This is a genomic window from Nocardioides marmoraquaticus (assembly GCF_054777915.1).
On sequence record NZ_BAAHAA010000022.1, the window covers coordinates 1 to 14,308 of the forward strand.

Genomic DNA, 14,308 nt, shown 5'->3' on the forward strand with positions numbered 1-14,308 from the left:
TGACCGTGTACGTCCCCGAAGCAGCGTACGTGTGCTGCGCCGTCCGGCCCGTTCCCGACGTGCCGTCACCGAAGTCCCACGCGTAGGTGAGGCTCGAACCCTCGGGATCCGACGAACCGCCGGCGTCGAAACCGGCCTCGAGGTCACTGACCTGAGAGACGAACGCCGCACTCGGCGGCGAGTTGGTCACGGTGCCGGTGCCGGCCTGCCAGTGACGGCGGGCCTCAGCAGGCGTGATGGCCCGTGGGAAGACGGCGACCTCGTCGATGTCGCCGGTGAAGCCGGTGTCGTCGCTGCCGCCCCAGAAGCTGTCCGGACCGACACGCCAGAACCCTGTGTAGTCCTGGGCGTTGGTGTTGGCGTTGGTGCCGTTGAGCTCGCCGTCGACGTAGAGCTTCATGCCCTCGGTCCGGTTGAAAGTCGTCACGACCTGGTGCCACTCACCGTCGTTCAGCGGCCTCGTCGTGTCGATGGTGTTCGTCTGACCACTCCAGATGCCCCAGCGGACCCGGCCGTCGTTGAGCATCCACATCATCCGGTCGTAGTTGCCCGACCAGTCGCCGTTGCCGTTGTCGCCCAGACCGAAGATACGGCCACCCCGCTGGGTCGTCGTCCTGAGCCAGACCTCCTGGGTGAAGGACGTCGGGTTGGACACCGGGGTCGTTGCGGTGACCGTGCCCCAGGGGTTGTCGCTGGGACTGATCGCCTTGCGCCCGAGCAGCGCAGGACGGTCCTTCGTGACCGCACCGCGGTAGGTTCCGGTGGCGGCCCCCGTTGCTGTGTCCGCTGCCGTGTCACCGGACGCCTCGTCGAGACGCCAGTAGAGGTCCGGTCCGCTGTCGTAGACGGCGGCGCCCAGGGCGTCTGCGGGACGGGGCGGGATGGCCGAGGCACGCCCGCTCGCGACCCAGTGCGCGTTGACCTGGGCGGGGGTGAGCGCCGTCGGGAACACGGCGTAGTCGTCGATCGATCCCGCGAAGTTGTAGCTCGCGTCGCTCCAGCCGCCGAGGTTGTCTCCACCAATTCGCCAGGAGCCGGAGTAGTCCTGACCGTTCGTGGTGTCGGCGCGCGAGGCGGCTCGACGGCCGTCGACGTAGAGGACCATCCCGTCGGGCCCGAGCGTGGCGACGACCTGGTGCCACTGGCCGTCGTTCAGTCCCGGCTTGGAACTGATGGTGCGAACCTGGTTGGGGTAGACACCGAAGACCACGCGTCCGTCGCGCTCCATGTAGATGTGCCGGTCGTAGGAGCCGGAGTTGCCGGTCTTGGCGTTGCCGAAGCCAGCGAGCTTGCCACCCGACGACGAGGTTGTCTTGAACCACAGCTCCTGCGAGAAGGTGTCGGGACCCTTGACGACCTTCGGGCTCAGCACCCTGCCGTCGTCGGCTCCGTTCGTGCTGACCGCAGCGTCCGGGGAGTTGGTCATCGCACCGTTGACCCCTCGCGTCACGCCTGCACCCGACGTCGTGTTCGCGGTGCCCGCGTAGTCGGTGACCGTGGTGCTACCAGCCGGCTCGTTCAGTGGCCAGTACAGGCTTGCGCCATCGTCGATCACCGCCGCGCCGAAGGGCGAGATCTTGTCCTCGCTCGCCACCGTCGCGTTGATCCACCCGCTGCCGAAGGTGTTGCCATCGGGGTCGCTCGCCTGGATGAGGTATCGCGTGCTCGAGCCGGGGGCAAGATCCTTATCGGTGAACGACAGGGCGGTCCCGTCCCAGGGACGGCCGTTGTCCACCACCTCGTGCACGACGTTTCCGGCGGTCTGACGCCACACCCGGTACGTCAGCTCACGGCTGTCGTAGTCCCAGAGGTTGGGCCACGTGACCTTGACCTGCCCCCGTCGGAAGCTCTGAACCGAGGGCGTCCATGACTGCGTGACGGCTCGCGGCCCCTGCTTCTTCGGGGCGATGGACCGCAGCGCGTAACGCACCAGACCCTGCTGCTGCTGCCCGTTGACCCGCGGGAACTCGCCGCCGTAGACGACGTACTGCGAGTTGCCTGCGACCGACCACGTCGCCTGGCTCTTGCCGGTGTAGGTGCCGACGTCGGTCTGGGGGTACCAGGTCAGCAGCTCGGGCCGCGGAGTACCCGGGTGGTCGGGATAACCGTAGATGTCAGGCGAGTTCACGCCCCTCGTGTCCTTGGTCCACGCGGTGGAGTGCCAGAAGGTCCAGGGATCGGTCTGCGGGAAACCGCCGCTGTTGCCGCAGTAGTGCTTGTGGCTTGCGCTGTAAACGACGTCGCCCACCGCGGCGACATCATAGGTGTCGCCGTGGCAGTCCTCCATGTTGACCAGCGAGCCGTCGGCCCAGCTCGCCTGGAACATACCTTCGGTGTTGCCCGCTCGCCCGAAGTGGTAGCCCACCCCGTAGAAGCTGGTGCTGTCAGAGGCCAGCTTGAGGATGGCGGACTCGGCGCCGGCGTCGCGCACCTGTGAGTTGACGGGGAGGGGAAGCCCGGCGCCGGTGGCAGCGTCAGCGCGGTAGAGACCGTACCCGGGGTTGTCAGAGCCGCCGACGCTGGTGAAGTTGCCCGAGAGGACGACCTGAGAGGCGTCGGGGGACACGACGATCGAGTGGACCCGACCGTTGTCGACGGGCACCGCGAACCCGGTCACCGTCCCGCTCGTGCTGCTGAAGGCGCCGATGCGGCTGCGCGCGGTACTGCCCAGGCGACTGAAGATGCCACCCACGTAGATGGCGCTGTTGGAGGCCGCCACGGACTGGACCGAGGCATCGGTTCCGGTGTTGATGGAGCTCAGTGCGCCGGAGGGCAGATTGAACACCGCGACCCGGTTGCGGCTCTGGCCGTTGACGTTCGTGAAGGTGCCGCCCGCGACCAGCTTGGTACCGTCCGGGCTCGCCGCGAGGTCGTTGACCTTGCCGTTGAGGGTCGGCGCGAAGCTGGTGTCGAGCACCCCGGTGCGAATGTCGTACGCCAGGAGGTGCGACCGAGGGGTCGTGTTGACCCCAGGCGCCGCGCCGGCGGGCCTCGCGTTGGTGAACTCGCCACCCACGAAGACCCGGTTGCCCACCACGACCTGGTCCCAGACGACACCGTTGATCTGGACGGTGGGCAGAGCGTCGGCGGTCACCGTCTCTGGCAGCGCGGGCGCGGGCTCGGCCGCCGCTTCTGGCTCGTCCGCGGCAGTCGCTGTGGGGGCCAGGACGAGCGTCCCCGAGGTGATGAGCGCCGCGACCAATGCGGTCGAGAGCTTCCGGTGGAAGGCTGCCATTCTGGTTCCTCTTCCCGGCACGGGCTGCCGGTCATGCGTCGGACGACGCTATCCACGGGCGCAGGCGCCCTGTCCCCCTGTCACCGCACTCGACTACAGCATTGCGTTGCGTCGCTCTGTCCGGCTCGGACTGTCACGATCGTAGGTCGGGGACCCCGCAACCGCCGACCGTCGTGTTCAGGCTGTCTAGCCCGGTATGCCCGTCTCAGGCGGCGCACAATCCACCGATGCATCGTCTCCGCAGCAGTGTGCGACCTCACAGCCATACGAAGGTGACCTGATCCGACCGCGCGCGAGCACGGCCTCGCGAGAACCGGTGGAGGACCGTCTCACCCCATCGGCACGGGACCGGATGGGCCGTACCCCACCACCGGAACGGCTCGACCGTTCTGAGTGGCGCGAGCGCTCACGAGGCTCGTGTCGCGCATGCCGTAGAGCTGGATGCACAGCTTGCCCTGCTGGACGCTCCTGTCGAGGTCGACGTCGACGAGCCGTATTGACGCCCGCCCCGTCGCGTTGAACCCCACGTGGAGGCTGTTGCCGTAGATCCCGTCTGGAGCAGGGTGCCCCCCCGCATTGCCGCGGTTGGGCCAGATCCGTCCGCCCGTCCACACCAGCTCGAAGCCCTCGCGGGCCTGCTCGACGTTGACCCCGGGGCCGGCCCCCCACCGCGAAGTGACGTCGACGAAGTCATGGCGGCCCGACGCACCCCACAGTGTGGGCATGCCGAACCGAGCCTGCGAGACGTCGCCGTGCTCCCAGCGACCACCGGGACTGGAGTTGATCATCACAGGGGACGTACCGATGCGGCGCCCCCCGGCGTCGAGCGGCTTCATGGACACCCGAGAGATGAGGTACCGGCCACGGTTCACGCTGAGAGCGGCGGTCTCCCCGTTGGGCACACCGGAGAAACCACGCCAAGCGCCGTCCAGGCCGAGCCGCTCGAAGGTGCCACCGCGGGAGCCGATGCCGGAGTAGGCGACGCCGCCGAAGTCCCGTCCGCGGAGCGTGAAGTTCCCGAAGTAGGCGTCGGAGCGACCGGACTCGAGCAGCTTCTCCTGTGCACCGACCAGCTCGGTCCGTCGCTGGCCTTGGAGGTCGAACCAGTAGCGCCCGGGTGAGGATCCGCCGCCGGGGATGGGGCTGCCCTTGTCCTCGATCTGGGGCTCCTGCCGGAAACCCGAAGCCGTCGGCTCGATGACGGCTCCGGGGCCGAGCCCGATCACACCCCGCTGCGCGCGGGCCATGGCGAACCAAGTCCGCGCGGGCCGTCCTCGGAATGTCGACTCGACGGGCAGACGTCTGCCGCCCTGCCCCAGAACAGCGCTCACGTCCGCCGCGCGGAACCCGCCCGAGGAGTCGATGCGGTAGGGCTGGGCCCGCTCCGGCAGCACCAGGATGTCGTTGCTGGCGAGCGACATGAAGACTTCTTCGAGGCTCTGATCGCCGAAGCGCCACATCACCAGGTTGGCGTCCGAGGGGATGCGGAACCGACCCGAGCGGCGCATGGCCTCGACAGAGGGGTACGAGACGGGACCGAGGCCGCTGTCAGGCGCCGGAGCCGGAGCCGGTACAGGAGCTGGAGCAGGAGCTGGAGCTGCTGAGGTCGTCGTGGCCCTGAAGTCCTCCACCGCCATCGTGACGGGCGCGTTGGTGGTGGAACCGGGGACGAAGAGGCCGACTCCGACGACCCCGGCCGACTGCAGCCCGGCCAGGCTGTCCTGCCCGCGGAGCTGCCAGTCGGGCTCAGCCTGCCCGTCGGCCCATACCTTGGCGCTCAGCATGGTCGGACTGGTGCCCTCGGCCCGCACGCTGATGCGATAGGTGCGCCCGGGCTGGAGTGGCGTGCGGACGTCGGCCGCCGACGCGACCTCGACGTAGTTCCGCAGCAGGAACAGCCGACCGCCGCCGTCCGGTCCGACGTCGAGACGGGCGGAGTAGACGTCGCGGCCGACGCGCCGTGCCACGACGTTGATCTTGTAGCTGTTCCCGCTGCCTCTGTACAGCTTGTCGACGGAGAAGGCGGTCGTCACGACCGCGCTCGTCGACCTGGCGCCAACAGTCGCTTCCACGGAGCTGGACGGGGCCTGCGAGAGGAACCCCGCACCACCCGCGACCGAAGCACCGGCGCCCGAGATGGCCCACGCGCCGCCAGTCGCGGCACCGCCCCACCCAGTGCGGACCGTCCGGTCGAAAGAGTCGGCAACCAGCGTGTTGGCGGCCTGATCAGCCGCGGGGAGTCTGGTCGCTGCAGCGACTCCGGAAGGAAGAGTGCAGAACGGCCCCAGGAGGAGCAGCACGAGGGCACAGAGACGAGGAGCGGCGAGACGGGAGCGCATTCAGGTCCTTGCGGGTGACGTTGACAAGGTCAACCCCCCTGGGTCGCGTCGCGACCTCTACCCGTGCAGCACCTTCGCACAAGATCTCGAACCGACGCGAATCGCCTGACTCGAGACCGAAGGCCCCGGAGAACAATCGTCCCCGGGGCCTTCGGGCCATCTTGCTCAGCCCATGTAGGTCACCGTCTTGCCAAACGCGGCGATCGGAACGGACTTGCCGTCGTTGACCAGCGACATGTTCAGGTTCGCGGGGTCTGACTTTCCGTACAGCTGGACGCAGAGCTTGCCCGCCTGCACGTTGTTGTCGATGCTCACGTCGCTGAGCTTGATGGTGGCTCGCCCCAAGGCGTTCAACGAGATGTGGAGACTGTTTCCGTGGATCTTGTCGGGCGAGGGGTAGCCGCCGTTGCCGCCACGGTTCGACCAGAGCCGGCCGGACTTCCAGACGAACTCGAAGCCGTCCGCCACCTGCTCCAGATTGACCCCGGGACCATCGCTCCACCGCGAGGTCACGTTGAACCACTCGTGGCGGCCGGAGGAGTTCCAGATGGTCGGCATGCCCTTGCGGGCCTGGGATGCGTCGCCGTACTCCCAACGGCCACCGGGGCTGGAGTTGATCATGATGGGCGAGGTGCCGACCCGGCGACCCTGCCCGTCCAGCGTGCCGGTCATCACTCGCGAGATGAGGTAGGAGCCTCGGCTGACGCTGACGGCAGCGGTCTCTCCGTTGGGCACGCCTGAGAAGCCGCGCCACGCGCCGTTGAGATTCAGGCGCTCTGCGGTGCCACCCCGCATCGAGATGGCGGTGTAGGCGACGCCGCCGAAGTCTCGGCCGCGCATGGTGAAGTTGGCCATGTAGGCGTTCGGGTTGGCGGCCTCGAGCACCTTTTCCTGAGAGCCGACGAGCTCGGACTGCTGGACGCCGGCGGTGTTGTACCAGAAGCGACCGGGAGAGGTGCCACCACCGGGAAGGGGGCTACCCTTGTCCTCGATCTGAGCCTCCTGGGTGAACCCGGAGTTGGTGGTCTCGATCACGGCGCCGGGACCGAGACCGATCACGCCCCGCTGAGCGCGAGCCATCGCGAACCAGGTGCGCGCCGGCTTGCCCTTGTAGGTGGACACGATCGGGATGCGCTTGCCGCCCTCGCCGAGCACGGCCCCGACACCCGCGGCGCGAAAGCCGTCGGCGGAGTCGATGAGGTAGGGGTCCTTGCGCTCGGGGAGCACCAGGATGTCGTTGGACCCGAGCGTCATGAAGACCTCTTCGAGCGTCTTGTCGCCGAAGGTCCAGGGGACGAGGTTGGCGTCGGACGGGATCCGGTACATGCCCGAGGCCTTCATCGCCTCGACGGAGGGGAAGGAGACCGGACCCATGACCGGCACCGAGCTCGCGTCGGGGGTCGGCGTCGGAGTCGGCGTCGGAGTCGGCGTCGGAGTCGGCGTCGGAGTCGGCGTCGGAGTCGGCGTCGGCGTCGGCGTCGGCGTCGGCGTCGGGGTCGGCTCCGGGGTCGGGGTCGGCTCCGGGGTCGGGGTCGGCTCCGGGGTCGGGGTCGGCTCCGGGGTCGGGGTCGGCGTCGGGGTCGGCTCCGGGGTCGGGGTCGGCTCCGGGGTCGGGGTCGGCGTCGGGGTCGGCTCCGAGGTCGGGGTCGGCTCCGGGGTCGGGGTCGGCTCCGGGGTCGGGGTCGGCTCCGAGGTCGGGGTCGCCGAGTCGGGGTCGACGGCGTTGAACGCGTGGACCGTCACCGTGAGCGGGGCGATGGACGCCGAGCTCGGCAGGAATGCGAAGAGCCCGGGATAGCCAGCGCGCTGCATCGACGGGAGGTTGTCGGTACCGCTGATCTGCCAGCCGGCCGGCTCCGGAGCGGAGCTCTCCCACAGCTTGGCGGACACCCGTGTGGGCGAGGTACCCGTGGCCTGGACGCTGAGCTTGTACTTGGCCCCGGGCTTGATCGCGACATTGGGCACCACCGAGGTCGCGAGGTTCTGGTAGTTGCGGAGCAGCAGCAGGCGAGCGGTTCCGTCAGCCCGCACGACGATGCGCCCCGTGTACGCCTCGGAGCCTCGCTGCCGAGCGTTGACGGCCACGTAGTAGCCCTCACCGGATCCGCGGTAGAGCTTGTCCACCGAGAACTCGGCGGTCGCGCGGGTGCGGGTACTGGACACCGACTGCAGGCCGGCTTGGGTCGACATGGGGGCCTGCAGCTCGATCTTGCCGTTGTCACCGTCGATCGAAACGCCCTTGGGGTAACCGGTCAGGGTCCAGGCACCGCCGGTCACGGCGTTGCCCCACGAGCCGCTAAGGCGACGGTCGAAGCCGTCCGAGGCGAGGAACGCACTCCGTTCCGGGGTGGAGACGCCAGCAGCGAGTCGGACCGTCACCGGCGTCGACCAGGCGCCGACCCGCTTTCCCCTGAGGGCACGGACCTGGGCCAGGTAGGCCGAGCCCTCGGTCAACCGCGGGGTCCACCAGGACCGAGACCTGACCTTAGCGGGACGGACCTTGCTCAGGGCGACGTCCTCCGCCGCGAACCGCACCTGGTAGGCCGACGCGCGCCTGACCGGTGACCAGGCCAGCCGGACCTTGCCGTCGACTGTGCTCGCCGCCGACTTCGTGACATTCGCAACCTTCCCGAGGCGGGGAGCGGCGCTGGCCGACGGGGAGACCAGAGAGACCAGCATGAGCGCGGCGACGATGCCGACGAGCAGCGTGCGGGCTGTACGGAACATGACGAACCTCTTCGTTACGGGGGTTCCGTAACTTTAGGGCGGAATGTCCGTTTTGCACTGGGAGACGGTCTAGCCCGCGCCGAGATGACCCGTTCGGACTAGAAGGTCCTAGTACACAGGGATCAGGGAAGGCGCCCCTGACCGGCGCCGGCTGGCGCTCCCGGCGCTGCCGTCACTGCGAGGTACGGACGCGGCGGTCGCGCCGCCGCCGCTTCGGCTGCTGCTGGCCGTAGCCGTATCCGTAGTGGGCGCGCGAAGGTCGGGGCATGCGGCTCAACACCACGCCGACCACCGTGACGCTGGCCGCGTTCATGGCCTCGATGGCGCGCACGAGGTGCCGCGGCTTCGTCTTCCCACGGCGGGCGACCATGATCGCGCCTGACGTCAGCTGGCCGATCCAGACCGCGTCGACGACCGAGCCCACAGGCGGGGTGTCGATGACGACGTAGTCGTACTGGTTCTCCGCCTCGGCCAGCAGGGCCCTCATCGCCTCGCTGCGCAGGAGCTGCCCCGGGTTCGGGGGGGTCGGCCCGCTCGTGAGCACGTCTAGCCCTTCGTGACGCCCCCAGGACTGGGCCGCCACGTCAAGCGCGTCCTCGCCGATGAGCACAGTCGACAGCCCAAGAGAGTTGTCGAGATTGGTCACGGCGTGCAGCGTTGGCGCGCGCAGATCGGCGTCGACCAGCAGGACGCGGCGCGACGCCTCGGTCAGGACCAAGGCGAGCGCGCTCGCCACCGAGCTCTTCGACTCCGCCGGCGAGGCCGATGTCACAACGACCGAGCGCAGCCCGCCAGCCGCGGAGACGAAGCCGAGGTTGGCGACGAGCCCACGCAGAGACTCGGCCTCGGGCCCCATCGGGTGCTCGATCACCATGGCGGAGAGGCGCTTGTCGCGTCTCGCCTCGACAATGCGACCGATGACCGGCACGTCGGTGAAGCGGGCGATCTCCTCGGCGCTCCTGAGCGACGAGCCGAGCAGGAAGCGGACCAGGGCGAGCAGCACCCCGGCGACCAGCCCCGCGACGCCCCCCGCGAGACCGAGCAAACGTGTGTTGGGTGCGATGGGGAAGAGCGGGACTGCTGCCGACTCGATCCGGGTCAGCCGGATCGACGGCGTCCCGTCGACCTGCGGCGACACCTCTTGCACCGCTTCCGCGAGGCTCTCCGAGATCGCGTCGGCGGTCTCGGCGACCTCCTGGCGGTCGGAGCCGGTGACGGCGATGTCGATCACCAGCGTGTTCAACGGCGCCTCCGCCGTCACCCTGCGTGCGAGCTGGCGAGACGTGCTGTCCAGGCCCTCGGCGTCGATCACGGGTTGCAGGACGGCTTCGGAGGTGGCGAGCCGGACATAGGAGGCGACCAGCGACTCGGCGTACGTCGAACCCTGCAAGAGCTCTCCGGCATTCTCGCCGACGTCGGTCGTCACGAGCGTGCTGGTGGTCGCGCGATAGACCGGCGTGCTGGTCATCCCGTAGGTCGCGCCGAGAACGCCTCCGAGGACACCCAGAGCGGCGATGACGAGCCAGTTCCGGCGCAGCAGCGCGACGTACTCGGCGAGGCTCACCCAGGTCCTTTCGCAGACGTGCGTTCGGGTCGACCGCACGGCCACTTCGGGCTGCGGGCACCTGCATGCTACGCAGTCACTGCAGTGCAGGCGTGCCGCACGGGCGGATTCCCCTTCGCTCGGCGCCCGACTCCGGTAATTTGTCCATGATGAGCACCATGGACCGAGGTCACCAGGTCGAGGTCGGGTCCCGCCCGGACGCGACGGTCCTCGTCGTGTGCTCGGCCAACGTGTGCCGGTCGCCCAGCATGCAACTGCGCCTGAGCGACAACCTCGACCGCGCGGCGCCGGGTGTCGCGTGGCGGGTGACGAGCGCCGGCGTCGACGCCCGACCGGGCCAGGCGATGTGCCGTCACGCCGCCAAGGCGGCAGGACGCCTCCCGGGCGGAAACGACTTCGTCGCCGCGCACCGCTCGCAGGCCCTGACCCAGCACCTGGTGGCCGAGGCGGGACTCATCCTCCTCGCTTCGCAGGACGAGCGAGCGGCGGTGGCGGTGTTGAGCCCGGAGGCGCGACGTCGCACCTTCACTCTGTGTGAGGCGGCGATGATGATGGCCCGCGGGCTACCCGCCGACGGGTCCGCGCTGCCGATCGCGACGTCGGCCGCTGACCTGTTGCCGACAGTCGTCGATTTGCTCCATGAGCAGCGCGGAACGCTGTCGATCAGCACGGGCCCGGCCCACTTCTCGCGACGGTCCTGGGGTCGCACCAGACGGGCCCAGCTCGACATCGGCGACGTGCACCAGGGGCAGGAGCGCCGTCACAAGCCGGTGCTCGACACGATCGGCTCAGCGTCGCGGGACCTGGCAGACGGCGTCGCCCGCCTCCGGGTACTCAGCCACCACGACGTCAGGTCGTCGACAGCGCAGGATGCGCAGGGCGGCTCGCTCCCTCGCTAAGACCACGCCGGTCGACCGTCGCGCCGCCGCGCACGACGCCGCCGCGGGCCGACGCCAGCCGACGCCAGGTCGACCGCGAGCCGCTCGTAGCCGTCGGTCACCGACTCCCAGGTGAACTCCTCGCTCGCTCGGGTAAGCACTGCGGCGCTGCGCCTCGATCGCTCCGCGCCGTCGACCTCGGCCCGCTCCACAGCGAGGGCGACCTGCCCGTCGTCACCGAAGTACCAACCCTCGCGCCCCAAGATCTCACGATTGAAGACGTTGTCATGCGCGATGACCGCTGTCCCCGCACCCATGGCGCGCAGCAGCGACGGATTCGTCCCGCCCACGGAGTGGCCGTGCAGATAGGTCGCGGCGTGGAGGTAGAGGGCGTCCAGGAGGTCCTGGTCATAGACGGGCCCGAGCATCCGGACCCGGTCGTCGCCGGCCGCCGCGTCGTGGATCTTCGCGGTGTATCCCTCGGCGTAGGGGGCGCCGCCCACCACCACCAGCGGGAGGCTCGCCGCGCTCCGCCGGTACCCGCTCACGATCTCGAGCACGTGATTCTCCGGCTCGAAGCGCGCCACCACGAGGTGGTACCCGCCCGGCTCGAGGCCCAGCTCCTCCACCCCAGTTGCCGGGAGGTCGCCGAGGATGGGCGCGCCGTACCGCAGCAGCTCGGTCGGCACCCCGAACTCGTCGGTGTAGTAGTCAGCGATGCCCGGGGCGTCGGCGATCAGCCGATCTGCCCACCGCACACCATGCTGCTCCGCCCAGCGGTAGTAGGAACGCCCCGCACGACCCCACTTGGCTCGCTGCCACTCCAGGCCGTCCATGTGCAGGGCCGTCGGCACGCGCCGTGCGCGCAGGACCGGCAGGAACGGCGAGTTGGCCGCGTTGAAGACGAAGGCCACGTCCGGCGCGTTCCTGGCAGAGGCGTGCAGCACGGAGAGCGCGCTGTGGCTGAGCGTCTCGAGCTGCTTGCGCCTCAACGAGGGGAGCCACACCCGATGCATCCCGAGGTGCTCCTGAAGCCCGCGCTCGTCGCGCGAGTACACGACCACCGTGTGGCCGCGTTCGACCAGACGACGGCCGATCTCTTCCACGGCGGTCTCGAATCCCCCATAGGCCGCCGGGACACCCCGCGTGCCCAGCATCGCCACGCACAGCCGTTCCGGATTCCGTGATCTGCGGACTGATGTCTTCATCGCGCGCCGCAAGAGCCTCACCTCCTCCTTGCCTTGCCGAACCCGGGCAGGGCGTCGAGCAACCGGCCGCCGAACCTGACGACGGTGACGACATCACTTCGACGGAAGCCGTAGAACTGGCGCACCGGTACACCAAGGACCCGGGAGACGAACATCAGGTTGAGGTTGCTGGCGGTGATGTTGCCGACGAGGGTGGCCACCGCTGCGCCGACCGCACCCCAGCGCGGCACCAGGAGCACCAGCAAGACGACGTTGACCACGCAGGCGATGACCAGGGACCAGCTGCGCAGCTCGGGGCGTCCGCGAGCGCTCAGGCCGGAACCGCCGATGGAGCCAGGGGTTCCGAGGACGACAGCGACGAGAAGGATGGCCGCGACAGGGAGGGCCGCAGCGAAGTCCCGCCCGAAGAGGAAGGGGACCCAGGCCACCATCGTCACCCCCACCCCCACCCCCACGATGGCGCTGAGGAGCGTGGACACTCGCGCCGAAGCAGTGAGACGGTCGTCAGCCGAGTCACGAGCGTCGGTCACGAACGTCACCTCGCGAACCGACGTGTTGATGATGAGCGGCAGCTCGCTGATGCTCACGGCAACGACATAGAGACCCAGCTGAACGGTGCCACCCAGCGGGGTCATCAAGGTCTGATCGACCCGTGACAGCAAGATCCCTGACAAGGACCCGATCCACACCCGGCCTCCGTAGCCCGCTAGTGCACGGACCTGCGCATCGGGTGTCAGCTCGGCAGGGTTGCGGGCAGCGAGTACCAGGACGCGGGTGTACACCAGGGCTCCTGCGATCGGCGTGCACGCCACCGCCAGGACCGCGATGAGCGGCGTGAGGGTGTCAGTGAGCCAGAAGGGCACGAGAACACCGAGTCGTAAGCAGGCCGCCAGCACCCGTTCAGCGGTCACCAGGTCCCATCGCTGCAGGGCTGACGCCATCCCCCTCAGGACACCCACCAAGAGGTTAGGAACGATAGCGAGGCTGGCGATGAGAAGCAGTGTCTCCACATCGGCGTCGCCATCGCTCAGTGCAGGCGCGCCTGCCACCACTGCGGCCATGGCGAGAAGGCCCGCGACCGTCAGCAGCGCAGTGCCCCTGGCTGCAGCGTGGCGAAGTGCGCGCGGAGAGCGGGCAACGGCATACGTGACCGCCTCGGGTATCCCGAACGTCGCTACCGTGACGGCCAGTGTCATCGGAGCCGACGCCGCGGCGACCTCGCCCCTGCCCTCCACTCCGAGGGACTGGGCGAGCACCGGTCCCGTGAGGAGTGCGATGAACGCGGGCACGGCGTGCCCGATCATCGCCGTGGTCATGTTGCGCGAGTGTTGGCCGGGCTTGACAACCTTCGTCATCGTGCAGGGCCCTCGCTCGTCCCGACTTCCTCACGCAGACGGCTAAGGATGCGATTCCCGAACGTCGCAGCGATCTGTCGGTCGTTGCCGCCCCCGGCGACGTTGGTCCCGTTCAAGGTGGCGACCTGGGTGCCGGGCACGTTGAAGAAGTCCTGCTGCTCGTCGCAGACCTGCCACGTCTTGATGCCGGAGGCAATCGCAACGGCGCACACCCAGACGTCGTCCGCGGTGGGTGCGACATCCAAGAATCCCGGGCCCGCCTGGTGCAGCGCGGTAACGAGCCGCGGTGGGTAGATGACACCAGAGACGCCAGTCGCCATGACACCGAGGGCTGAGGCCGTGCCTCGTCGTGCCTCCCACTGCGCATAGGGAGCGACACCGGACGACGTCAAGGTGATTGAGTGGGCGCGGAAGGCAGCCAGGTCGTCGGGCCTGGCCGAGTGCGCGGAGACGAGCCGTTCCAACCACCAGCGCGGATAGATGACGTCGTCGTCGGCGACGGCGAGCGGGCGGAGCGGAGCCGGATTCTCACGCGCAAAGGGATACTGCTTCTTGTGTGGCCCGAAGTCTTCGGTCGCTCTGATCTCGAGCCCCCGGGCCACGAGTCGGCGGAGTCGTCGAGGCGGCCTGCTGAGGTGCTCTGGGTCGTCCAGCCAAAGGATGAGCCGGCGAGGCCGTGCACTCCCCCGCGCGATCGACTCGACCGTCACCCAGGACGTGCGCGTCCGCACGCCGTACGTTGTCATCGACACGTCGACGTCCGCACTGCCGGTCACCTGCCGGCGCGAGAGGAGGTTGGTCGCGAGATATCGGAGGTACAGGCACGTGACCAGGACCTTCTCCCGCCTCGGACGGGTGTCCCGGACCAAGAAGGCCGCCCACCGCCTGCACTCGTCAAGCACCTACCACGCACTCCCTCGCTCGACGACCCGATGGCATCGGTCTCCTCCGTGTCCGGGTTGAGGGGCGACCTAGCCTGAAAACGACCCACTTCTCCGAGAA

The 14,308-nt window shown here is 69.0% G+C and carries 9 protein-coding genes; 2 read left to right on the forward strand and 7 right to left on the reverse strand.

What is annotated here, in order from left to right:
- The 3 genes from ACYU8I_RS14985 to ACYU8I_RS14995 form a co-directional block, all read right to left on the reverse strand.
- Positions 1-3,235: LamG-like jellyroll fold domain-containing protein (locus ACYU8I_RS14985; protein WP_460842283.1), on the reverse strand; the 3,235-nt coding region annotated here is incomplete at its 3' end.
- A 329-nt stretch (positions 3,236-3,564) separates the two neighbouring features.
- Positions 3,565-5,268 carry a hypothetical protein gene (locus ACYU8I_RS14990; RefSeq protein ID WP_460842286.1) on the reverse strand — a complete coding sequence of 568 codons (1,704 nt, stop codon included), beginning with the start codon at positions 5,266-5,268 and terminating at the stop codon, positions 3,565-3,567.
- Positions 5,269-5,739: 471 nt separating this feature from the next.
- Positions 5,740-6,957, reverse strand: a complete 1,218-nt coding sequence (locus ACYU8I_RS14995) for a hypothetical protein (RefSeq protein ID WP_460842288.1) — start codon at positions 6,955-6,957, stop codon at positions 5,740-5,742.
- Between ACYU8I_RS14995 and ACYU8I_RS15000 the strand changes: the two genes are divergently transcribed.
- Positions 6,947-7,372, forward strand: a complete 426-nt coding sequence (locus ACYU8I_RS15000; protein ID WP_460842290.1) for a hypothetical protein — start codon at positions 6,947-6,949, stop codon at positions 7,370-7,372. The two genes, ACYU8I_RS14995 and ACYU8I_RS15000, sit on opposite strands and share 11 nt — an antisense overlap.
- A gap of 1,101 nt (positions 7,373-8,473) precedes the next feature.
- Here ACYU8I_RS15000 and ACYU8I_RS15005 read toward each other — a convergent pair.
- Positions 8,474-9,865, reverse strand: coding sequence for a tyrosine-protein kinase domain-containing protein (locus ACYU8I_RS15005; RefSeq protein ID WP_460842292.1), 1,392 nt, complete (start codon positions 9,863-9,865; stop codon positions 8,474-8,476).
- Positions 9,866-10,014: 149 nt separating this feature from the next.
- On the opposite strand from ACYU8I_RS15005, the gene ACYU8I_RS15010 reads away from it, so the two are divergent.
- The gene (locus ACYU8I_RS15010) at positions 10,015-10,764 is read left to right on the forward strand and encodes an arsenate reductase/protein-tyrosine-phosphatase family protein (RefSeq protein WP_460842294.1); all 750 of its coding nucleotides are present in this window, start codon (positions 10,015-10,017) and stop codon (positions 10,762-10,764) included.
- On the opposite strand, the gene ACYU8I_RS15015 is transcribed toward ACYU8I_RS15010, so the two are convergent.
- The 3 genes from ACYU8I_RS15015 to ACYU8I_RS15025 form a co-directional block, all read right to left on the reverse strand.
- Complete coding sequence (locus tag ACYU8I_RS15015; protein WP_460842397.1) at positions 10,761-11,900, reverse strand: DUF1972 domain-containing protein; 1,140 nt, start codon at positions 11,898-11,900, stop codon at positions 10,761-10,763. The two genes, ACYU8I_RS15010 and ACYU8I_RS15015, sit on opposite strands and share 4 nt — an antisense overlap.
- A 68-nt stretch (positions 11,901-11,968) precedes the next feature.
- Positions 11,969-13,267: an oligosaccharide flippase family protein gene (locus ACYU8I_RS15020; protein WP_460842296.1), complete on the reverse strand. Its 1,299-nt coding sequence runs from the start codon at positions 13,265-13,267 to the stop codon at positions 11,969-11,971.
- Positions 13,268-13,302: 35 nt separating this feature from the next.
- Complete coding sequence (locus ACYU8I_RS15025; RefSeq protein ID WP_460842298.1) at positions 13,303-13,908, reverse strand: hypothetical protein; 606 nt, start codon at positions 13,906-13,908, stop codon at positions 13,303-13,305.
- Between the last annotated feature and the right edge of the window lie 400 nt (positions 13,909-14,308).